Raw genomic sequence first — 21,157 nt, 5'->3', positions numbered from 1 at the left:
TCACAGGCTAGGCGCGTTCGCCAACAAAGCCTACCTATAGGTTTTAAAAGATCGCCAACGCCCGCAACCGCTCGGCGTCCAGAATCTCGATCTCGCCATACTTGAGATCCAGAATCCCTTGCCCCTGCAAATCCTTGAGGAGCTGGTTGGTGGTCTGGCGCGACAGCGACAGCATCGACGCCAGTTGCTCCTGAGGCAGTTGCAGAACACGGCGCGGCGGGTCGATTTCACCGTAACCCTCGGCGATCATCAGCAAGCGATGAGCCAAGCGTGCCGGGGCTGGCATCAGGCTCAGCTGTTCGAGGTTGATGAAGGTCAGGCGCAGTTTATGACTCATCAGTAACGCCAGTTGCCGCCAGTAAAGCGGTTGTTGGTCGAGCAACTTCAACAGCGTCGCCTGCGCAATGTGCAACAGGATGCACTGGCCAACGGCATAGGCATCGTGGGTTCGCGGCTGGCCATCGAACAGGCAGATTTCGCCGAACCAGTGCGGTGCTTCCACCAGGCTCAGCAGCGCTTCCTTACCCTGCTCGCTCACCGCGCCAATGCGCACCGAACCTTCGAGCACCGCATACAGCCCGCACGGCGGATCACCGCGTTTGAATAGCAGTTGCCCCGACGGCAGACGCCGAACCCGGGCCGCAGCCAGCAAACTATCCTGTAAGGGAACAGGTAAACGACTGAACCACTGCCCCGTATCCAGGCGCGAACGCCAAACCTGCATGTCCATGAAAACTCCTGGAGATTGTCGCCTGGCTGACAGAGCGAGAGATGAAACCCGGGGCATCATCCATCACCCTACAGGAGGAATAACAATGAAAAGCCTCGTTGACCATCTCAGTCAATACGCCGCCTACCACCGTGACCCGCGCAACATTGCCAGCCACTTCGTGGGTATTCCGCTGATCGTCGTGGCGGTCGCGGTGCTGCTGTCACGGCCGCAATGGGGCGCAGGCTGGATTTCGCCGGCGGTGCTGGTCGCGATGGCGTCGGCGTGGTTTTACCTGCGTCTGGAGATTCGTCTTGGGGTGTTGATGACCGTGTTGCTCGGTCTGTGCATTTGGGCAGGTCAGGTTCTCGCGCAGCAAAGTACGCTGGTCTGGCTCGCCAGCGGCATCGGGATGTTTGTGGTGGGGTGGGCGATTCAGTTTGTCGGGCACCATTACGAAGGGCGCAAACCGGCGTTTGTCGATGATGTGACGGGGTTGATTGTCGGGCCGTTGTTTGTGGTGGTTGAGTTGGCGTTTTTGCTCGGGATGCGGCATGAGCTGAAAGAGCAGATCGAGGCGCGAGTGGGTACTGTGCGTTTGCGTCAGAAAAACGCAGCGACGTAAGACGCCATCGCGAGCAGGCTCGCTCCCACAGGGGATTTGTGAACGACACAAATCACTGTGGGAGCGAGCTTGCCCGCGATGCTTTTGCCCTTAAATGTTGGCGACTTTCTGCCAGACCTTGGGCTTGAAGAACAGCGTCTCGCCCTTGGCCAATCCGACCAGGCTGTCGTGGTCTTTCACCACTTCAGCCTCGATCAGCTCGCTCTGGCCTTCTACCTTCAGCGTCACCCGCGTAGTCGCGCCCAGTGGACGAATATCGCGCACTTCAGCGGCGTGGTGGTCTTCCAGTTCATGACGCGACAGCGACACTTCGTGAGGACGGAACAGCACGTGCCGGTCTTCGCCCAAATGCAGACGGTTCGAGTCGCCAAGGAAGTGATAGACAAAATCGCTGGCCGGGTTTTCGTAGACGTCACCCGGTGAGCCGATCTGCTCGATCACGCCCTTGTTCATCACCACGATACGATCGGCGACTTCCATCGCCTCTTCCTGGTCGTGGGTCACGAACACCGAGGTCAGGTTGATGTCTTCGTGCAGCCGTGCGAGCCAGCGACGCAGCTCTTTACGGACCTTGGCATCCAGCGCACCGAAGGGTTCGTCGAGCAGCAAAACTTTCGGTTCCACCGCCAAGGCACGAGCCAACGCAATGCGTTGACGCTGGCCGCCGGAGAGTTGTTCCGGGTAGCGATCGGCCAACCAATCCAGCTGCACCATGTTCAGCAGTTCGTGGACTTTTACCGCGATCTGGCTTTCATTCGGGCGCTGGTTTTTCGGCTTCATGCGCAGGCCGAACGCGACGTTGTCGAACACCGTCATGTGGCGGAACAAGGCGTAGTGCTGGAACACGAAACCGACATTGCGATCACGCACGTCGTGGCCGGAGACGTCTTCGCCATGGAACACGATGTTGCCCTGGTCCGGGGTTTCCAGGCCGGCGATGATTCGCAACAGTGTGGTCTTGCCGCAGCCGGACGGGCCGAGCAGCGCCACCAGCTCGCCGCTTTGAATGTCCAGGCTGATGTTGTCCAGCGCCTTGAACGCGTGGAAGTTCTTGCTGACGTTACGCACTTCGATCGACATGACTTATTCCTCCGCGGCGCTGGCGCGCAGGCGGTTAATACGGTTTTCGCTCCACTGCTTGAGCAGCAGGATGAAGAGCGCCAGGATCAGCAACAGGCTCGCCACGGCGAACGCGGCCACGTGGTTGTATTCGTTGTAGAGGATCTCGACGTGCAACGGCAGGGTGTTGGTCACCCCGCGAATGTGCCCGGAAACCACCGACACCGCACCGAACTCACCCATGGCCCGGGCCGTACACAGCACCACGCCATAGATCAGGCCCCATTTGATATTGGGCACGGTGACGTGCCAGAACATCTGCCAGCCATTGGCGCCGAGCAGGCGCGCGGCCTCTTCCTCCTGAGTGCCTTGTTCCTGCATCAGCGGGATCAGTTCACGGGCCACGAACGGCACGGTGACGAAAATCGTCGCCAACACGATGCCCGGCAAGGCGAAGACGATCTGGATGTCGTGATCCTGCAACCACGGGCCGAACAGGCCCTGGGCGCCGAACATCAATACATAGACCAGACCGGCAATCACCGGCGACACCGAGAACGGCAGGTCGATCAGGGTCACCAGCATGCTCTTGCCACGGAACGAGTATTTGCTCACGCACCACGCCGCGCTGACACCGAACACCAGGTTCAGCGGCACCGAAATCAGCACCGCGATCACGGTGAGTTTCAACGCCGACAAGGCGTCTGGCTCGAAGATCGCGGTGAAGAACGCACCGATTCCGAGCTTCAGGCCCTGAGACACCACGATCACCAGCGGCAGCAACAGGAACAGGGCGAACACCAGCCAGCCAAGGCCGATCAGGATTCGCCGCGATGAAGCACTGCCACGGCGGGCGGCGTTCGAGGAAGCAGCAGCAATAGACGATTGGGACATTTTTGCGCCTCCTTATGGGGTTTCGATGCGTCGTTGCAGCAAGTTGATCAGCAGCAACAGGACGAAGGAAACCACCAGCATCAGTACACCAATGGACGTGGCGCCGGTGTAATCGTACTGGTCGAGTTTGACCATGATCAGCAGCGGCAGGATCTCGGTTTTCATCGGCATGTTGCCGGCGATGAAAATCACCGAACCGTACTCGCCGACCCCGCGGGCAAAGGCCAACGCGAAACCGGTCAACCACGCGGGCAGCAGCGCGGGCACCAGAATATGGCGGAAAACCTGTAGCGGTTTTGCACCGAGGCACGCCGCCGCTTCTTCCACTTCACGCGGGATATCGGCCAATACTGGCTGTACGGTACGTACTACGAATGGAAGTGTCACAAAAGTGAGGGCAAGGGTGATGCCGAGGGGGGTATACGCGATCTTGAAACCCAGGTCCGCTGCAAACTGACCCACCCAACCATTGGGCGCGTATAGCGCGGTCAGCGCGATACCGGCCACGGCGGTGGGCAATGCGAAGGGTAAGTCGATCATTGCATCGATGACTTTGCGCCCAGGGAAGGTATAGCGCACCAGCACCCAGGCCAGCAGCGTGCCGATGATGCCGTTGATGATTGCGGCATAGAGCGCGGTGCCGAAGCTGAGCTTCAACGCCGCCAGCACCCGTGGCGCCGAGATAATCGCCCAGAACTGGTCCCAGGTGAGTTGAGCGGCATGCACGAACATCGCCGCCAGTGGAATGAGCACAATCAAGCTGAGGTACACCAAGGTGTAGCCCAGCGTCAGCCCGAAGCCGGGTATGACGGGGGAGATACGACGCGACATAAAAGTCCTTGGTTGAGAACGCGCTAAGCCCCGACGGTGAAATCGGGGCCTGTTAGCCAATATCAGCCAGTTAAGGATTTGGACACTGCAGCCCCTGTGGGAGCGAGCCTGCTCGCGATAGCGGCGGGTCAGCCAACATTTATGCTGAATGTACCGCCGTCATCGCGAGCAGGCTCGCTCCCACAAGTTGCCTCCTCACTGACCGTTGGCAGATCTATTTCAGGTTACTGCGCCTGATAAATCTGGTCGAACACGCCACCGTCATTGAAGAATTTCGGTTGCGCGGTTTTCCAGCCGCCAAAGTCCTTGTCGATGGTCACCAGCTCCAGTGTCGGGAACTGTTTGGCGTACTTGGCGGCCACCTCTTTGTCACGTGGACGATAGAAGTTTTTCGCCGCGATTTCCTGGCCGGCCGGGCTGTACAGGTGCTTGAGATACGCCTCAGCAATATCGGTGTTGCCCTTTTTCTCGGCGTTCTTGTCGACCACGGCCACCGGTGGTTCGGCAAGGATCGACAGCGACGGTACAACGATGTCGAACTTGTCGGCGCCGCCGTCTTCTTTCAACGCCAGGAAGGCCTCGTTTTCCCAGGCCAGCAACACGTCGCCCTGACCGTTGTTGACGAAGGTGATGGTCGAGCCGCGAGCACCGGTGTCCAGCACAGGCACGTGTTTGAACAGGGTCTGCACGTACTCTTTGGCCTTGGCTTCGTTACCACCGTTGGCTTTCAGGCCATAAGCCCAGGCCGCGAGGAAGTTCCAGCGTGCGCCGCCGGAGGTTTTCGGGTTCGGGGTGATGACTTCCACGCCGTTTTTGGTCAGGTCGCCCCAGTCCTTGATGCCTTTCGGGTTGCCCTTGCGCACCAGGAACACGATGGTCGAGGTGTAAGGCGTGCTCGCTTCCGGAAGGCGCTTCTGCCAGTCGGCCGGCAGGCTCTTGCCGAGCTTGGCGATTTCGTCGATATCACCGGCCAGGGCCAGGGTCACCACGTCGGCCCGCAGACCGTCGATCACCGCTCGGCCCTGCTTGCCCGAGCCACCGTGGGACTGCTGGATTTTCACGTTGTCGCCAGCGTGGTCCTTTTTCCAGAAGTTGATGAACTCGGCGTTGTACTCCTGGTACAGCTCACGGGTCGGGTCATACGACACGTTGAGCAGCTCGTAATCCTTGGCAACCGCGGAACCAGCAAAAAGGGCACTGGCCAGGGCGGCCAAAGCAAAATGACGAATCGACGACATGGTGAAAGCTCCTGGAATTCTTGATGTGTTGGCTTTTTCTTATGGTCTGGAACGGGTTGCCTGTTCGAAGATCGCAGCCTTCGGCGGCGCCCACAGGCGCGTAGGAGCTGCCGAAGGCTGCGATCTTTTGATCTTTCGTTTTAGCTCGGTTTATTGCCCGGGCTCTGCAAACGGAATTTCTCTTTGCGTTCGATCTGAACCACCTGGGCGTTATGCACGGTGATTTCCACCGCGCCAAAGCGCAGATCGCGCAAGGCGCTTTGGATCTCACGCAAAATGGTGGCTTCGTCCTGCCCGTCAACACTACGTAGGGATGCGCTCATGGTGCTGCTCCTTTAATGAGATATGCCTGGCAGTGGCGGGCACTGCTTACGGCGTAGGGGCAATAGTAGATAGGCGCGGATATTCTTAAAAAGACTATTTAAGAATGTTTATATAACTAGAAGACTGATCATTCCCATGCTCCGCGTGGGAATGCCGCCCGGGACGCTCTGCGTCCCTGATCGAGAGGTGACGCAGAGCGTCACTGGATGCATTACCACGCAGAGCGTGGGAACGATCATCAGGCGCTCATCCAATCGTTGGCGCCCGAGCCCAATCCAATGACGCCGCCGGCACTGGCCGCCCAAACCAGTACCCCTGCCCCAAATCGCAGTCATGCTCGAACAGGAAACTCGCCTGCTCGACCTGCTCGATCCCCTCGGCATGCACTTGCATCCCCATGCTCTGCGCCAGCGCAATGATTACCCGCGCGATCGCCGCGTCATCCTCATCACCCGGCAAGCCTGCGACAAACCCCTGATCGATCTTGAGCTTTTGCACCGGCAAACGCTTGAGCCGCAGCAACGATGAATAGCCCGTGCCGAAATCATCGATGGCCAGCCGCACGCCCAACTCGCGCAAGCGATGCATCTGCTCCAGCGCCACTTCCGGGTCTTCCATCACCGCGCTTTCGGTGACTTCCAGCTCCAGATACGCCGGATCCAGCCCGGTGTCGTGCAGCACCTGAGCCACCTGCTGATATAACTCGCGTCGGGCGAACAGGCGAGAAGAAACGTTCACCGCGACAAACGACAACACCACGCCCGCCGCTTGCCACTGGCACATCTGCTGGCAGGCCTGACGCATGATCCAGGCATCGATCTCGGCAATCAGCCCGGTGCGTTCGGCGATGGGGATGAATTCAGCCGGCGACACCAACCCACGTTGCGGATGCTCCCAGCGCACCAGAGCCTCGACGCCGATCAGGCGACTGGTTTTGAGGTCATGCACGGGCTGGTAATAAACCCGCAATTGCTGTTGCTCCAGCGCTCGGCGCAATTGGAATGCGATCTCGACGCGCTGCTGAGCGTGCGCGGTCAATTCTTCGGTGTAGAGGGCATAGCCGTCGCGGCCAGCGCTCTTGGCCTTGAACAGCGCCGAGTCGGCGTTGCGCAACAGTTGCTCGGCACTCAAGGCATCGCTTGGAAACAGGCTGATGCCGATGCTGGCGTTGATAAATAGCGGATGCCCGTCGATCTGGAACGGTTCCTTAAGGCCATCGATGACTCGCTGAGCCAGCGCCGCGGCATGTCCCGGTTGCGGGCAGTTTTCAGTCAGTACCGCAAATTCGTCGCCGCTGAGCCGCGCCAGTGTGTTGCCCGGGCCGAACAACGCATTCAGGCGCTCAGCCACAGCCTTGAGCAGTTGGTCACCGACACTGTGACCGAGACTGTCATTGATCAACTTGAAATGATCGAGGTCGATCATCAGCAACGCGCAACCGCTCTTGTGGACCTGCGCCGAGGCCACGGCCTGCCCGGCACGGTCGGTTAGTAGAAGGCGATTGGGCAGATCGGTCAACGGATCGTGATGGGCCAGATGCGTCAATTCATACTCGGAGTTCTTGATCGCGCTGATGTCGGAAAACACCGCAACGTACTGGCTAAGCCGCCCCTGATCGTCGCGAATGACGCGGATCGTCTGCCATTGCGGGTAGATCTCGCCGTTTTTACGGCGATTCCAGATTTCCCCGCTCCACTCACCAAGGCTATCGAGTGCCGCGAACATCGCCTGGTAGAAACCCGGCGAGTGATGACCCGACTTGAACATGTTCGGTCGCTGCCCCAGCACTTCCTCGCGCTGGTAGCCGGTGATTTCCATGAACGCCCGGTTCACATGGACGATCAACCCATTGCTATTAGTGACCAGCACCCCTTCACAGGTGCAATCGAACACCGCTGCCGCCTGACGCAAACGTTCCCTGTCTGCATTGCGCTCGCGCAATTTGGCGCCGACACCCAGGCAGCGAAACAATCGCGCCCGCGCTATGAAGATCAGCCCGGCACTGAACGCCACCCAGGCATAACCGTTGATCAGCTGCCAGCGCAGCAGGTCGGTGGAACTATCGAAGAACCTGTTCAATAAATAACCACTAAACTGGAGCCAGGCTACGGAAAGCACCAGATAGAGCAGCGCTGCACGCAAAGCATCGCGATAGGTGGCTGACATTAGAGCGTCCATGTCCCTACAAAAAGGCTGGAATTATAGATTAAAGACACATCCAGCCACTCTTATCTGAAAGGGCGACTGGTTTTATCTGTGGGCTAAGTGATAATGCAACGGCTGTTTTTTTCTTTATCGAGGGTCCTATAGGCTATGTGGTACGAAGGTTTTCTTGGCTTATCGCCCTGGTCACTGGTGGCAGTCACCCTACTGATGACCCACGTGACGATCGTCGGCGTCACGGTTTATCTGCATCGCTATTCAGCCCATCGCTCGCTTGAGCTCAATGCTGGCCTGAAACATTTTTTCCGCTTCTGGCTGTGGTTGACCACGGCGCAGAACACCCGCGAGTGGACCGCCATCCACCGCAAGCATCACGCCAAATGCGAAACCGTCGATGACCCGCACAGCCCGGTCATCAAGGGTCTGTCCACCGTTCTGCGCAAAGGCGCCGAGCTGTACCGCGCCGAAGCGGAAAACCCTGAGACCCTGCGCATCTACGGCAAGAACTGCCCCGAAGACTGGATCGAACGCAACCTTTACAGCCGCTTTCCGCTATTGGGCGTGGCGATCATGGGCGTCATCGACCTGCTGCTGTTCGGCACCATTGGCATCACCATCTGGGCCATCCAGATGATGTGGATCCCGGTGTGGGCCGCAGGCGTGGTCAATGGCCTGGGCCATGCCATCGGCTACCGCAACTTCGAATGCCGCGATGCGGCCACTAATCTGGTGCCCTGGGGCATCCTGATCGGCGGCGAAGAACTGCATAACAACCATCACACCTACCCTAACTCCGCCAAACTGTCGGTGAAGAAATGGGAGTTCGACCTCGGCTGGGCCTGGATCCAGGTCTTCAGCTTCCTGCGTCTGGCCAAGGTCCAGCGGGTTGCACCCATCGCCCACCGCGTTGAAGGCAAAGGCAGCCTGGACATGGACACCGCCATGGCGATCCTCAACAACCGCTTCCAGATCATGGCCCAGTACCGCAAGCTGGTGATCGCGCCGCTGGTCAAGCAAGAGCTGGAAAAAGTCGATCACTCGGTCCGCCACCAGTTCCACCGGGCCAAGCGTTTGCTCTCGCGGGAAACCAGCCTGCTGGACGACAAACACCATATGCGCATCCAGACCATGCTCGAGCACAGCCAGGCGCTGAAGGTAATTTACGAAAAACGCCTGGCCTTGCAGCAGATCTGGGTCAAGACCAGCTCAAATGGTCACGACATGCTGGCCGCCATCAAGGATTGGGTACACGAGGCCGAGGCCAGCGGAATTCAATCCCTGCGCGACTTCGCCGACCAGTTGAAAACCTACTCCCTGCGCCCTGCCAACGCCTGATCCTCCACAGAAGAGGCTTTTCGTAGGAGCCAGGCTTGCCGGCGAAGGCGCTCTTAAAGACGCCTTTGCCGGCAAGCCTGGCTCCTACGTATCCGATCCGCCCTCCGGGCTTGCCCCCCCACCCGCTTGACGGCGAAGCCATCGCAAACCAGCGACGTGTTTTAACCGCCCGGCGGGAGCATGCTCTCTCGCCACCCAAGGCGGGAACTTCGCTCCAAATCCCCTATCTCAAAGACACTTCGCCATCCAGGCGGGCTTTGTTCTTGGCCGCTGTCGACATAGCGGCACGCCCTTTGAGATTTGTGCCGATGGTTAATAAAAGCCTACAAGACACATCCCTTCCACAGTGGCCCGAGGCCGCGCAAACCCTGATGGCGCTGATGCATGCCCAGGGCGAAGTGGCACGCCTGAGCGAACGCGAACAGCTGTTCAGCTCGCTGCTGGTCAGCGTCAACGCCGTGCTTTGGGCATTCAACTGGGAAACCCGTCAGGTGCTCTACGTCAGCCCGGCCTATGAGCGGATTTTCGGCCGCCCCGCCGGCCTGTTGCTGTCCGACTACAACCACTGGCGCGACAGCGTCTATCCCGACGATCTGGACTACGCCGAGCGCAGCCTGGCGCAAGTACTGGTCAAAGGCGCCGTTGAAGACCGCGAGTACCGCATCATCGCCGCCGACGGCCAAATGCGTTGGCTCAGCGACAAGTGCTTCATCAACCGTCAGGCCGAGCCGGGCCAACCGGTAATCATCGTCGGCATTGCCGAAGACATCACCGAAAAAAAGCAGATGCAAGCCCAGCTGCAACATCTGGCCAGCACCGACGCATTGACCCAAAGCAGCAACCGCCGGCACTTCTTCGAATGCGCCCATCGCGAATTCGAGGAGGCGCGGTTGAACGGTGCGCCAATGGCGTTCCTGCTGCTGGACATCGATGACTTCAAAGTGGTCAATGACACCTACGGCCATCAGGAAGGCGACAAGGTGCTGCAACGCATCGCCGAGAGCGGTCGCGCGGCCCTGCGGCGTGGTGATCTGTTCGGACGGATCGGCGGTGAGGAATTCGCGGCGGTGTTTCCCGGTTGTGCACCGGACATGGCCATGCAGGTGGCCGAGCGCCTGCAACGGGAAATTCAGCGGTTAAGCTTCAGCCACGACGACCAGACGTTCGGCATCACCGTCAGCCAGGGCCTGACCAGCCTCACGCCCGAGGATGAAAGCATCGACAGCCTGTTCGCCCGCGCCGATGCTGCGATGTACCAGGCCAAGCGCCAGGGCAAGAACCGCATCATTTCTGGCTGATTTTATTTTTGTAGGAGCGAGGCTTGCCCGCGAAGGGGTCACCGCGGTTTTACTGACCCACCGTGGTGACTTCTTCGCGGGCAAGCCTCGCTCCTACAGGTTTTGCATAAAGCTTATTTTTTGCGCAAACGCATCAATTCCGGCAATCCGATCTTGAGCAACCGCGCTGTGCGGCTCTTGGACAACGCTTCGATCCCCTCATGCTCGGTCAAGCGCGCCAACTGGGCGGCCATGTTCATCACCAGCGCTTCGCGGGAGTAAACCCCGCCACCGAGCTGGTAAACCGCCGCAATCAGCTCTCGTAGTTCCAGGGGCAGACGCCAGCGGGTCCGTAGCGCCGAACCATAGGCCGCGCCGAATTCGGCCAGGGCATCGCCGACTTCCTCCCATTCATCCAGCTCACCGCCGGCCTGCTTCCACTCCTGCAAACAGCGCAGCAAGGCCAGATCGCCGAGGCGATGCAGCATGCCCGCGCAATAACAGCGCTCCTGATCCAGATCCAGCAAGCGCGCCAGCGTCCGCGCGTATTCGGCGGTGTGCAGCGACAACTCCCAATAACGCTCGGCATAGTCCGCCAGCTGCGGATCGCTGAGCCGGGCACTGCGCTTGAGGGCGAGGCCCAGGATCAGGTTCATGCTTTGCCCGGTGCCAAGACGATGCAGCGCCTGGGCCAGGGTTTGCACGGCGGCGCCATGATGCTGGGCCGCGCTGTTGGCGGCGGCGATCAAGACAGCGGTGATTTGCGGATCGGTGCGAATCTCGTCTTCCAGCCGTGTCAGATCAAGGCCATTGGGGTTGAGGCTACGCTTGATCGCCACCTGCACGTCAGTCATCAACGGCGCACCGTCCGCCAGTTCGCGACGCCGCTCCAGGTACACCGACAAGGTCATGCCCGGCGCCAGCGACGGCACCTCGCACGACACCTGTTCATCGGCGTTCAGCAACAAATCCTGCAGGCGCTGGGTCAGGTTTTCCATGTTCAAGGGTTTGGTCAGGTACGCCGTGGGCGCCAAGGGCAAGACTTCATGCACGCTGGTGCTGTCGTTGCGGCTGCTCATCAGAATGAAGGGCTGCGGCGGATTACGTTTGCGCTGACGGACACTGCGCAAGACGTTCAGGCCATCGACGCCAGGCAACTCCCAGTCAACGATCACCAGATCGTAAGGATTTTCCGCCAACAGGTTCAGTGCCTCCTGGCCATCGGCACACAGGTCCAGCCGCGCGTCGCAGCGCACATTCAACAACACCTGCTTGAGCAGATCGCGAGACCAAGGGTCGGCCTCGGCAATCAGCACACACGGTACAGCGGGTAACACCACAGCAGTCATCGCACACTCCAACGGCAATGCTTGCACCTTAGTCAATGATGGCTATTCGATACAGTTCAATTGCCCCTGATGTGTTTCAAGCGGCATCAAAAAACCCGCCGAAGCGGGTTTTTTGTCGATCAGATCACAAATGAATCAGAGCACTCGGATCACAGCTCAGAGAAGCACTCTTCGATGATCGCCAAGCCTTTGTCCAGTTGCTCGTCCGGCGAGGTCAGCGGTACCAGTACGCGCAGAACGTTGCCGTAGGTGCCGCACGACAGCAGGATCAGGCCCTTGTCACGCGCCTTGGCTACAACCGATGCCACAGCAGCAGCGTTCGGCTTGTGGCTGTCGCCGTCGACGAACAGCTCGACCGCGATCATCGCGCCCAGGGCACGCACTTCGCCGATGACCGGGTACTTGGCCTGGATGGCTTTCAGGCCAGTCACCAGACGCTCGCCAACCGCTTTGCAGCGATCCAGCAGGTGCTCTTCTTCGAACACTTCCATCACGGCCAGGGCCGCGGCGCAAGCGATCGGGCTACCGGCGTAAGTGCCGCCCAAGCCGCCTGGAGCGATAGCGTCCATGTATTCGGCCTTGCCGCACACACCGGCCAGCGGGAAACCGCCAGCGATGGATTTGGCGAAGGTGGTCAGGTCGGCAGCAACGCCCATCTGTTCCATGGCGAAGAAAGTGCCGGTACGGCCAGCGCCAGTCTGCACTTCGTCAGCGATCAACAGAATGCCGTGCTGGTCGCACAGGGCGCGCAGACGCTTCATGAACTCTTTAGGCGCAACGTAGAAACCGCCTTCACCCTGAACCGGCTCGATGATGATGGCAGCGATGTCACGCGGCTCAGCGTCGTTCTTGAAGATGCGTTCGATGCTGGCGATCGAATCGTCGATGCTCACACCGTGCAATTCGTTCGGGTACAGCGCGCGGAAGATGCCGCCTGGCATCAGGCCCATGCCGGCCGAGTAAGGCACGACTTTACCGGTCAGGCCCAGGGTCATCATGGTGCGACCGTGGTAAGCGCCGGTGAACGCGATCACACCGGCACGGCCAGTGGCGGCGCGGGCGATCTTGATGGAGTTTTCCACGGCTTCGGAGCCGGTGGTTACCAGCAGGGTTTTCTTGGCGAAATCACCCGGCACCTTGGCGTTGATTTTTTCGCACACTTCCACGTACGGCTCGTAAGCCAGTACCTGGAAGCAGGTGTGGGTCAGCTTGTTCAGCTGCTCGGTCACGGCGGCGATGATTTTCGGGTGCACGTGACCGGTGTTCAGCACGGCGATACCGCCGGCGAAGTCGATGAACTCGCGACCTTCAACGTCGGTCACGGTGGCGTTCTTCGCGGACTCGGCGAAGATCGGGTGAATCTGGCCAACACCGCGCGGTACAGCAGCTTCGCGGCGTTTCATCAGGGATGCGTTAGTCTTGCTCATAGTGTCCTCATTCACCGCTCATCGGGCGGCGTGGTTCAAGGAAAATGCGGCGGGGAGGCAACTACGGCAGCATGCGATGATCGACTGCCACAGCTTTCCCGGCCACAGAGAAAATTCCGTTTGAAGCGCGCAAAGGGACAGCGCTCTCGTGCCCTTTGCGCTTGAAGCAATGCCTTGCCTTAGATGCCCAGGCAGAGGTATTTGATTTCCAGGTAATCTTCAATGCCGTACTTGGAGCCTTCACGGCCCAGGCCCGACGCCTTGATGCCGCCGAACGGCGCGACTTCGTTGGAGATCAACCCGGTGTTGACGCCGACCATGCCGTATTCCAGGGCTTCAGCCACACGGAACACACGGCCCAGGTCACGAGCATAGAAGTACGAGGCCAGACCGAACTCGGTGTCGTTGGACATCGCGATCACATCGGCTTCGTCTTTGAAGCGGAACAGTGGCGCCAATGGACCGAAGGTTTCTTCCTTGGCCACGGCAGCGTTGTTCGGCACGTTGGTCAGGATGGTCGGCTCGAAGAAGTTGCCTTGCATGCTCTTGCCACCCGCCAACACGGTAGCGCCTTTGCCGACGGCGTCAGCAATGTGCTCTTGCACCTTGGCCACGGCTTTTTCGTCGATCAGCGGACCAGTGGTGGTGCCGTCTTCCAGACCGTTACCGATCTTGAGCTTGGCCACGGCCACTTTCAGTTTTTCGGCGAACGCGTCGTAGACCGAATCCTGAATGTACAGACGGTTGGCGCAGACGCAGGTCTGGCCATTGTTGCGGTACTTGGAAATGATCGCGCCTTCGACGGCCTTATCCAGGTCCGCGTCGTCGAACACGATGAACGGAGCGTTGCCGCCCAATTCCAGAGAGACTTTCTTGATGTCCTTGGCGCACTCGGTCATCAACTGACGGCCGATTTCGGTCGAACCGGTGAACGACAGTTTGCGCACGATCGGGTTGCCGGTCAGCTCGCTGCCGATATCGCCAGCACTGCCGGTCACCACACTGAACACACCGTTCGGAATACCGGCACGTTGGGCCAGTTCAGCCAGGGCGAACGCCGAGAAAGGCGTTTGCGAAGCCGGCTTGAGCACCATGGTGCAACCGGCGGCCAGGGCCGGGCCGGCTTTACGGGTGATCATCGCGGCCGGGAAGTTCCACGGAGTAATCGCAGCGGTCACGCCGATCGGCTGCTTGATCACGATCAGGCGCTTGTCTGGCTGGTGGCCCGGAATCACATCACCGTAGACACGCTTGGCTTCTTCAGCGAACCACTCGATAAAGGAAGCGGCGTAAACGATCTCGCCCTTGGCTTCAGCCAATGGCTTGCCTTGCTCCAGAGTCATCAGGCGAGCCAGGTCGTCCTGGTTCTCGATGATCAGCTCGAACCAACGACGCAACTTGTTCGCGCGCTCCTTGGCGGTCAGGCCACGCCAGGCCGGCAGCGCTCTGTCAGCGGCTTCGATCGCACGGCGGGTTTCGGCAGCGCCCATTTTCGGCACTGTGCCCAGAATTTCGCCCGTTGCCGGGTTATTGACCTTGATCGTCTGACCGTTGTCCGCATCGACCCAAGCGCCATCGATAAAGGCTTGCTGGCGGAACAACTGGGTGTCTTTAAGCTGCATGTCGGCTTTCCTTAACAGCACCGCGCGAGGCGGAGCGAATTATGATTGTAGAAAGGCGCCTTATAGGCTGCCGTCAGGGAAATCATTCACCGGGCTGAAGCACATAAATAGCGCACAAATCGAACTCGTGCGGTTCAGCACCCAGACAAGAGCGTTTGAAATCTCAAACGAATCCTAGGATCAAAGGGGGTAAAGGACAATAGGCTGTTCGAAAAAAAGAACGAAAACGCCGCATTTGCCTATTTTTTCAGATCAGCGTAGCAAACGCAGGTTACGCTTTTGAAAAAGGCAGACGATTCAGCAGCATGGACGCCCGCAGCGCATATGAGTATCATGGCGCCCGCATCGCACCAGTAGCTCAGCTGGATAGAGTACTGCCCTCCGAAGGCAGGGGTCGTGGGTTCGAATCCCGCCTGGTGCACCATATGTAGAAACGAGAAAGCCTCAGATCTTAGGGTCTGGGGCTTTTTTGTGGGTCAGCATTTTTAATGTTTGGGTCTAGTGATCAGTGCTGACTGATTCAAACAAGCGCCCAATGTCTCTAGCGGTATGCAGGACACGCTCAATCTGAACATCGCCCTCTAAAAGACTGTAAAAGATCAAATATCGGCCGTGGGAAATCATTCGCAACCCTCTGGCACAGTCATCTCGGGAAATACCTTGATTTGGCTGATCAACCAGCCGTGCACAGCACACTCGCAACTCACCAACAAAAGTCCGAGCTCGGCCGGGATTGTCACGGGCAATGTAGCGGGCGATTTGCTGCAGATCCTCTCGTGCCAGTGCGGAGAAAAGCAGTTGTCTCATGGGCGTTTCTGCTCCGCTTCGACCTCATCAATGAGCGCATCAAGCTCAGCAAACACCGTATCGGCTGCAATAGCCGGGCGTGGGTCATTGCGGCTGGCTGCAATAGCTTCACGTATTTCTGCGGCTTGTAATCGATCAAGTAGCTGTTGATAAGTGGCGTGCGGTAAAAGGTAGGCCGCAGGGCGATTGTGGTTGAGAACGGCAACTGGCTCTGAGCCTGCTTGCTCAATCACAGTACTCGGGCTGCGTTTCAGCTCGGTAATACTAACCGACCGACTCGCGAGTAATTGCTCCATGAGGCCTCCAAAGGTACACAAAATAGTACCTTATAGTGTTCGATTAACTGAGCAACGGTCAACATGCAACTGACCGGAGCCATGTGTTCCACAATAAAACGGAATTTCTATTCTGTCGTTAAATCCAGATAGCCAGTCAAATGACCGGCAAATGAACGGCGCGAGTAAAGGCGACTGAAATCGCGCCTTGGCCAGTTGATGCCTGCTCCCAGTGCCTTCTTCAAGCAAATGACCGTCAAATGACGATCATACCCAGTCGGGTGCGTCGCGATTGGCCTTGGATCATCGATGTTATTTTCTTCCGACCGATTCAGCAGAAAATCCTTACGACTTTCGAAGGTTGCAGGAGATAAGCCTGCACGATACCCTTCCGCCGTCGCTGCCAATTCAGCGACCGGGCTTGGTAACCCGAGAGTTAAGCGCAACAGCGCCCTCATTCAGATTTGCAGGCGTTTTTTTATGCCCGCAATTTTGAGTTATGGCGGCTGTGCGTGGGACGTCTTCGGGCGTGCCGGATTCCTTGACTCCCGGTTTACCAACCTGCGCACAGCTGCCACCCATTCGCTTGGTAACGAAAAAGTGGCAGTTCCTCGTCAAGGAGCTAGACCATGCGCAATATAAATCCGTACGAAATTAGGCTTATCCCTCACCGCGATTTCGAATCGCGCCCCCACCGCACCTCCGTCAATGGAGGTGGCAAATGACTGAACACTCAGAAGCAAAAACCATCGGCTACACGCCCTGCCTCTACTGTGCAGACGATCCGCTGTTTCATGTCAGCGCTGGGGTGCCTATTAGCAAAGCATTGGCGCAGGCGTCCGACCTGTTGTTCTTGGCCAAGTCGTTTGCTGAGGATGCTGCTTACGCGAAAGACACCGACCGCCACGCGTGGGCCGCGCATTATCTGACTGCGATGGGTAAGGCAGTGATTGATGATGTGGTGAAAGTTTTGACGCAACCACCGCAGGCGGCGACGCCACAAACCGCAGAGTAGCGGCAACTCACCCTTGAAATGCGCCCCGATTTTTCGGGGCCTCCAAAACTGCCAGATGTGAGCGGAGGCGTGTTGATGCTGAGCTCTGGCGCCTACCTCTCATGCAACTGCATAGCCGTGCAATAGCAGTGGTCAAGCATGCGCCCGGTGTTAGTCAGAGCTTGGCGCAAGTATCCAGATAATCAGTAACGGCCTCTTCAAAAGCATTTCGAAGCTCCTGTACTGACTCGCCATGAAACCCAACGACATCTCTAATACCAGCGATATGGCCGACAAACAGGCCATCTTCCTCGCTGTATTCAATTCGAGCGGCATAGCCTTTGTAATTCATTACGTTCATGCCGTGACTCCTGCTTGTTCAGGGAAAGCCCGCGCATCACGAACCTGGTAGGGCTTTGCTTTCTTGTCCGGGTGTGATCGGTGAAAGAGGCCGACACACCGTTCAGCTCAAAGCGTACCCCGGACCCGCCACGATTGGTAAGGCGGAAAAATTCCAGGCAACAAAAAACCCCTGAGCAGTCTCAGCACCGAAGCGCATCAACCGACAGGGGCCGTGTTGTGGGCGATTCTAAGGGTTGAGGACTTCTCGTCAACCGCCGGTAGGCACTGGTGGTCCAGTCAAGGAAGAGGCAACCGTCAAGGAAAACTTGACAGTTAAAATCACTGCCTCGCGTCAGGTCAGCTGCATCACTACCAATGATCATCGCCGTAACAAACCATTTCTTGGGTAGTTTCTTGGGTAGTTCTTGGGTAGCTTCTTGGGTAGTCGGCGACATTGCTGCTAGCGCTCCCCCTAAACCTGTTGCGTAAAACACGCATAAACGCACCTTGATGGACTCCAGATCAAACCGCGTTTCTTTAATGGCAAAAAACCGCCAAAGCGGTTTTTTCATTCTGTCGTCCAGTCAAACTCGTCGTAGTCATCATCGTCTTCTTCGTCCTCGACCACTTCATCATCAAGAACGTCTTCCTCAAGCGCTTCTTCTGCCTGCTTCGCCAGCAGAAACTCCTTACGACTCTCAGTCACTGCCCGCCGCAATTCCTCCCCCTTCACCGGGCAGTTGAGCATTTGGGCGATGCGGTCGATTTTTTGTGCCACGGCATCCTCCAACGCATCGGCTATGGGCCGATAGTGCGCGCTTTCGGGTGTCGATGCCAAATTTGCCGACCGCTGTTCACCTCATTTCTTCTGCAAATCCTTGAGTTTTTCCGCAAGATTTTCCTTGGGAAAGCGCTTGTGCAGTGTCGTCATCAGCGCCTCGGCGGTTTGTGTCTGACCGGCTTCTTGCAGGCGTATCACTTCACGTAATTGATCATCCAATGACTTGGCCGGCGCGGCGGCGCGTTTGCTGACTTTGGCTTCGTCAGCCATTTCGCTGTTGATCGACTCGCGCTGCAACGGCGCAGAAAATTCCGCCATTGGCGCAGCCGGTGCGGGCATGGACATTGCGCCGGCCGGTGCAGCCTGGGAGCGAGCAACGGGTTCATCCACTTCAGCGGCTTCCTGTTTGGAGAGCGGTGCGGACGCTTTGGGCGCGGGGGCGAAGTCATAACTCGGCAGTTGTTCCGGCGTGCGCTGTACCAGCGCCAGCATCAGGGCCACGCCAACGAGGCTGGCGAATGCCACTTGCCAACGGGGTTGCTGGCAAGCGCGAAGCCAGCGCTGCCACAGGTTCGGCTTCGGCGCGGGGGCTTCGCGATGGGCCGTGGCGAGGATGAAGGCGTCGAGATGCGCCGGTGGTTCGCCGCTGCTGTGATCGCGAAAATGCTTGAGCACTTCATCGTCGGGCGATGGCGGTGTTTGTCGGGCGTCAGTCATGTCAGTACCTCCTCGGCCAGCAGCCGACGCAGTTTTTGCTGGGCGTAGCGCAAGCGGCTTTTAACGGTTTCCAGCGGTGTTTCGGTAAGGGTGGCGATCTGCGGCAGGTCGAGGTCGCCGTGGGCGCGCAGCAGGAACACTTCGCGCTGGTCGGCGGGCAGGGTTTGCAGGGCGGTTTCGAGGCGTTGACCGTCGCGGCTCAGGCTTAGCAGTTGTTCGGGGTCCGCCGCGTCATCGATCAGTGCATGGGTTTGCTCGTCATAGCTGTCGTGCAAGGGGTTGTGGATTCCGTGCTTGCGCCAGTGATCGATCAGTCGGTTGCGGGCAATCTGGTAGAGCCAGGTACGAAAGTTCGCCCGACCTTGTGGCTGACTGGTGCTGCGGATCAGGCTCATCCAGGTTTCCTGATACACCTCTTCGGCCAGTTCGGGCTTGCCGCTGAGGCCGAGGAGGAATCTATAAAGGCCCTGGCGATGGCGGGCGTACAAAACTTCGAACGCCGGCCCGTCGCCCGAGCGGTAGCGCGCCAGCAGCGATTCGTCGCTGCTGGCGGCTGAGCTGATTTCAGAATCGGACATGTCAGCGCTGGCCTCTTTCACTCTATCCGGTTGTCATTGGGCTGTTGATTCGAGGCGGTCGGGGTTCGCAGACTCTGCGCCAACTCCACCAATTGCACGAATTCACTGCGCAGGCCGAATTGATCATCGCCTCGTGCGCCACGGGCCAGGGCTTCGGTGTCCTTCAGGCTGAACTCACCGGTATAACGCCCGTCCTTGAGTTGTTGGGAAAAGGCAGCGACGGCGGCGGCAAAGCGCAGGTCATCGCTGGCGGCCGAGAGTTTGCCGGCCTCACCCTTCAGGATTGGCCGCTCGATCAAGCGACTATTCCCACCTTCCGGCAACTGATAACGCACTCGCAACATCGCCATTTCCCCGGTTTTTGCGGAAACATCGGCCGCAGGATTGCCATAGCGCAGCGGTTCCAGCCAGCCCTTCTCGCCCTTGGGGACAATTTCATACAACGCCGTCACCGTATGCCCTGCGCCGATTTCTCCGGCGTCGACTTTGTCGTTGCTGAAATCCTCACGCTTCAAGGCGCGATTCTCATAACCCAACAGCCGATATTCGCTGACCTGCGTAGGGTTGAACTCCACCTGCAGCTTCACGTTTTTCGCCACCACCGCCAAAGTCGAACCGAGCTGATCCACCAGCACTTTGCGCGCCTCGCGCAGGTTGTCGATGTAGGCGTAGTTGCCGTCGCCAGCGTCGGCCAGTTGTTCCATCAGGTGTTCATTGTAGTTATCCACACCAAAACCCAGGGTGGTCAGGGACACGCCGGTCTTGCGTTTATCCACAGCCATTTGCTTGAGGCTGTCGAAGTCGCTGATGCCGACGTTGAAGTCACCGTCGGTGGCCAGCAGGATGCGGTTGATGCCTTTGGGGATAAACGCTTGTTGGGCCATTTGATAAGCCAGTTCGATACCCGACGCGCCAGCGGTCGAGCCGCCCGCAGTCAATTGATCGATGGCGGTACGAATTTTCGCTTTTTCCCGTCCGGAAGTCGGCTCCAGCACCACGCGAGATTCTCCGGCATACACCACCAGTGAAACCCGGTCCTGCTCGCGCAGTTGATCGACCAGCAATTTCAGCGTGCTTTTGACCATGGGCAAGCCTTCGCGACGGTCCATGGAGCCGGACACGTCCACCAGAAACACCAGGTTCGCCGGGGCCAGTTGCGCCACCGCGCGATCGGATGCCTTGATGCCGATGCGCAGCAATCGGGTATGCGGGTTCCAGGGTGACGGCGCCAGCTCGGTGGTCACGCCGAACGGCGAGCCATCGGTGGGCAAGGCGTAGTCGTAGGGGAAGTAATTGACCATTTCTTCCAGCCGTACCGCCCCTTCGGGAGGCAAACGCCCCTGATTGAGCAAGCGCCGGACATTGGCATAAGCGCCGGTATCGACATCGGCACTGAAGGTCGAGACCGGTGCTTCGGTCACGCTGTGAATCGGGTTATCGGCCAGCGCCTGATATTGCTCCCGCTGCTCATCCCGATAGCCCTGTGGATAAGCCTCACCGGCCGGCATGGGCGCGAACGCGACTAAAGGTGCCGGTCGCGCGCGGCGCTTGGCCATCGAGGTGTCCGCCATGACTGCTTCGCGGCGCACCAACGCTTCAGTTTTCGGCGCCTCTTGAATCGGTGGCGCGACCGCTGCGGGGCTGTTCGTCTCAGAGTCTGGCGTGGATGAAACGCCGCAACCGGCAACGGCCAGCAACAACCCGGCGGCGAAACCCTGGGCGGCCGGGCGGAGGAAATGCAGAGGGAGGGACATGGGGGCTGACCTCAGGAGGAAATTGACTCATTCATCCTCTGAGACGGACAGCCCGA

The 21,157-nt window shown here is 58.7% G+C and carries 22 protein-coding genes, 1 tRNA gene and 1 pseudogene; 5 read left to right on the top strand and 19 right to left on the bottom strand.

All coding sequences use genetic code 11. The features are described from left to right. Window positions 1-43 precede the first annotated feature (43 nt). Window positions 44-730 carry a Crp/Fnr family transcriptional regulator gene (locus tag PMI18_RS17160; protein ID WP_007899643.1) on the bottom strand — a complete coding sequence of 229 codons (687 nt, stop codon included), beginning with the start codon at window positions 728-730 and terminating at the stop codon, window positions 44-46. An 85-nt stretch (window positions 731-815) separates the two neighbouring features. On the opposite strand from PMI18_RS17160, the gene PMI18_RS17165 reads away from it, so the two are divergent. Then, entirely contained in the window at window positions 816-1,334 is a 519-nt protein-coding gene (locus PMI18_RS17165; RefSeq protein ID WP_007899642.1) for an Mpo1 family 2-hydroxy fatty acid dioxygenase, read from the top strand. A 90-nt stretch (window positions 1,335-1,424) separates the two neighbouring features. Here the strand turns inward: PMI18_RS17165 and PMI18_RS17170 are convergent, their stop codons facing one another. The 6 genes from PMI18_RS17170 to dibA form a co-directional block, all read right to left on the bottom strand. After that, window positions 1,425-2,414, bottom strand: a complete 990-nt coding sequence (locus PMI18_RS17170) for a sulfate/molybdate ABC transporter ATP-binding protein (RefSeq protein WP_007899637.1) — start codon at window positions 2,412-2,414, stop codon at window positions 1,425-1,427. Window positions 2,415-2,417: 3 nt separating this feature from the next. Then, window positions 2,418-3,287: a sulfate ABC transporter permease subunit CysW gene (gene cysW / locus PMI18_RS17175; protein ID WP_007899636.1), complete on the bottom strand. Its 870-nt coding sequence runs from the start codon at window positions 3,285-3,287 to the stop codon at window positions 2,418-2,420. 12 nt (window positions 3,288-3,299) lie between these two features. Beyond that, window positions 3,300-4,118, bottom strand: coding sequence for a sulfate ABC transporter permease subunit CysT (cysT, locus tag PMI18_RS17180; RefSeq protein WP_007899634.1), 819 nt, complete (start codon window positions 4,116-4,118; stop codon window positions 3,300-3,302). 224 nt (window positions 4,119-4,342) lie between these two features. Next, window positions 4,343-5,356 carry a sulfate ABC transporter substrate-binding protein gene (locus PMI18_RS17185; RefSeq protein ID WP_007899632.1) on the bottom strand — a complete coding sequence of 338 codons (1,014 nt, stop codon included), beginning with the start codon at window positions 5,354-5,356 and terminating at the stop codon, window positions 4,343-4,345. Window positions 5,357-5,496: 140 nt separating this feature from the next. Further along, window positions 5,497-5,679 carry a sulfur starvation response protein OscA gene (oscA, locus tag PMI18_RS17190; protein WP_007899630.1) on the bottom strand — a complete coding sequence of 61 codons (183 nt, stop codon included), beginning with the start codon at window positions 5,677-5,679 and terminating at the stop codon, window positions 5,497-5,499. A gap of 247 nt (window positions 5,680-5,926) precedes the next feature. Beyond that, window positions 5,927-7,846: a phosphodiesterase DibA gene (gene dibA, locus PMI18_RS17195; RefSeq protein WP_007899629.1), complete on the bottom strand. Its 1,920-nt coding sequence runs from the start codon at window positions 7,844-7,846 to the stop codon at window positions 5,927-5,929. A 147-nt stretch (window positions 7,847-7,993) separates the two neighbouring features. Between dibA and desA the strand changes: the two genes are divergently transcribed. Both desA and PMI18_RS17205 read left to right on the top strand, forming a co-directional pair. Then, window positions 7,994-9,178: a delta-9 fatty acid desaturase DesA gene (gene desA, locus PMI18_RS17200; RefSeq protein ID WP_007899628.1), complete on the top strand. Its 1,185-nt coding sequence runs from the start codon at window positions 7,994-7,996 to the stop codon at window positions 9,176-9,178. Window positions 9,179-9,486: 308 nt separating this feature from the next. Then, entirely contained in the window at window positions 9,487-10,476 is a 990-nt protein-coding gene (locus tag PMI18_RS17205; protein ID WP_007899627.1) for a GGDEF domain-containing protein, read from the top strand. A 113-nt stretch (window positions 10,477-10,589) separates the two neighbouring features. Here the strand turns inward: PMI18_RS17205 and PMI18_RS17210 are convergent, their stop codons facing one another. The 3 genes from PMI18_RS17210 to gabD all read right to left on the bottom strand — a co-directional run bounded on the left by PMI18_RS17210 (window position 10,590) and on the right by gabD (window position 14,853). Continuing rightward, entirely contained in the window at window positions 10,590-11,804 is a 1,215-nt protein-coding gene (locus PMI18_RS17210; protein ID WP_007899626.1) for a response regulator, read from the bottom strand. A 149-nt stretch (window positions 11,805-11,953) separates the two neighbouring features. After that, a complete protein-coding gene (gabT, locus tag PMI18_RS17215; protein WP_007899625.1) occupies window positions 11,954-13,231 on the bottom strand; it encodes a 4-aminobutyrate--2-oxoglutarate transaminase in 1,278 nt (425 codons plus the stop codon). A 179-nt stretch (window positions 13,232-13,410) separates the two neighbouring features. Next, on the bottom strand, window positions 13,411-14,853 hold the full coding sequence (gabD, locus tag PMI18_RS17220; RefSeq protein WP_007899623.1) for an NADP-dependent succinate-semialdehyde dehydrogenase: 1,443 nt from the start codon (window positions 14,851-14,853) through the stop codon (window positions 13,411-13,413). Window positions 14,854-15,200: 347 nt separating this feature from the next. Here gabD and PMI18_RS17225 point away from each other — a divergent pair. Beyond that, window positions 15,201-15,277 (top strand) — tRNA-Arg (locus PMI18_RS17225). 74 nt (window positions 15,278-15,351) lie between these two features. On the opposite strand, the gene PMI18_RS30240 is transcribed toward PMI18_RS17225, so the two are convergent. The 3 genes from PMI18_RS30240 to PMI18_RS31050 form a co-directional block, all read right to left on the bottom strand. Next, complete coding sequence (locus PMI18_RS30240; protein ID WP_081499842.1) at window positions 15,352-15,660, bottom strand: type II toxin-antitoxin system RelE/ParE family toxin; 309 nt, start codon at window positions 15,658-15,660, stop codon at window positions 15,352-15,354. Further along, complete coding sequence (locus PMI18_RS17230; RefSeq protein WP_007899614.1) at window positions 15,657-15,956, bottom strand: type II toxin-antitoxin system prevent-host-death family antitoxin; 300 nt, start codon at window positions 15,954-15,956, stop codon at window positions 15,657-15,659. The genes PMI18_RS30240 and PMI18_RS17230 overlap by 4 nt, the downstream gene beginning before the upstream one ends. Window positions 15,957-16,063: 107 nt before the next feature. Then, window positions 16,064-16,381, bottom strand: coding sequence for a hypothetical protein (locus tag PMI18_RS31050; protein WP_157221670.1), 318 nt, complete (start codon window positions 16,379-16,381; stop codon window positions 16,064-16,066). 275 nt (window positions 16,382-16,656) lie between these two features. Here PMI18_RS31050 and PMI18_RS17235 point away from each other — a divergent pair, with 275 nt between their 5' ends. After that, window positions 16,657-16,950, top strand: coding sequence for a DUF3077 domain-containing protein (locus PMI18_RS17235; protein ID WP_007899610.1), 294 nt, complete (start codon window positions 16,657-16,659; stop codon window positions 16,948-16,950). 157 nt (window positions 16,951-17,107) lie between these two features. Here the strand turns inward: PMI18_RS17235 and PMI18_RS17240 are convergent. The 6 genes and pseudogenes from PMI18_RS17240 to PMI18_RS17260 form a co-directional block, all read right to left on the bottom strand. Next, a pseudogene (locus PMI18_RS17240) lies at window positions 17,108-17,290 on the bottom strand (type II toxin-antitoxin system HicB family antitoxin); the annotation flags it as partial. A 181-nt stretch (window positions 17,291-17,471) separates the two neighbouring features. Then, window positions 17,472-17,843, bottom strand: coding sequence for a hypothetical protein (locus PMI18_RS0129485; protein ID WP_033036316.1), 372 nt, complete (start codon window positions 17,841-17,843; stop codon window positions 17,472-17,474). Next, the gene (locus PMI18_RS17245) at window positions 17,840-18,109 is read right to left on the bottom strand and encodes a hypothetical protein (protein WP_238542600.1); all 270 of its coding nucleotides are present in this window, start codon (window positions 18,107-18,109) and stop codon (window positions 17,840-17,842) included. Before PMI18_RS17245 ends, PMI18_RS0129485 begins: the two co-directional genes overlap by 4 nt. A 21-nt stretch (window positions 18,110-18,130) precedes the next feature. Beyond that, window positions 18,131-18,769 carry a hypothetical protein gene (locus PMI18_RS17250; protein WP_007899607.1) on the bottom strand — a complete coding sequence of 213 codons (639 nt, stop codon included), beginning with the start codon at window positions 18,767-18,769 and terminating at the stop codon, window positions 18,131-18,133. Beyond that, window positions 18,766-19,347: an RNA polymerase sigma factor gene (locus PMI18_RS17255; protein ID WP_007899606.1), complete on the bottom strand. Its 582-nt coding sequence runs from the start codon at window positions 19,345-19,347 to the stop codon at window positions 18,766-18,768. The genes PMI18_RS17250 and PMI18_RS17255 overlap by 4 nt, the downstream gene beginning before the upstream one ends. A gap of 17 nt (window positions 19,348-19,364) precedes the next feature. Continuing rightward, complete coding sequence (locus PMI18_RS17260; RefSeq protein ID WP_007899605.1) at window positions 19,365-21,101, bottom strand: vWA domain-containing protein; 1,737 nt, start codon at window positions 21,099-21,101, stop codon at window positions 19,365-19,367. Between the last annotated feature and the right edge of the window lie 56 nt (window positions 21,102-21,157).

This window comes from Pseudomonas sp. GM102 (assembly GCF_000282555.1).
Taxonomy (GTDB): domain Bacteria; phylum Pseudomonadota; class Gammaproteobacteria; order Pseudomonadales; family Pseudomonadaceae; genus Aquipseudomonas.
This window is presented reverse-complemented; position numbering and strand designations above follow the sequence as displayed.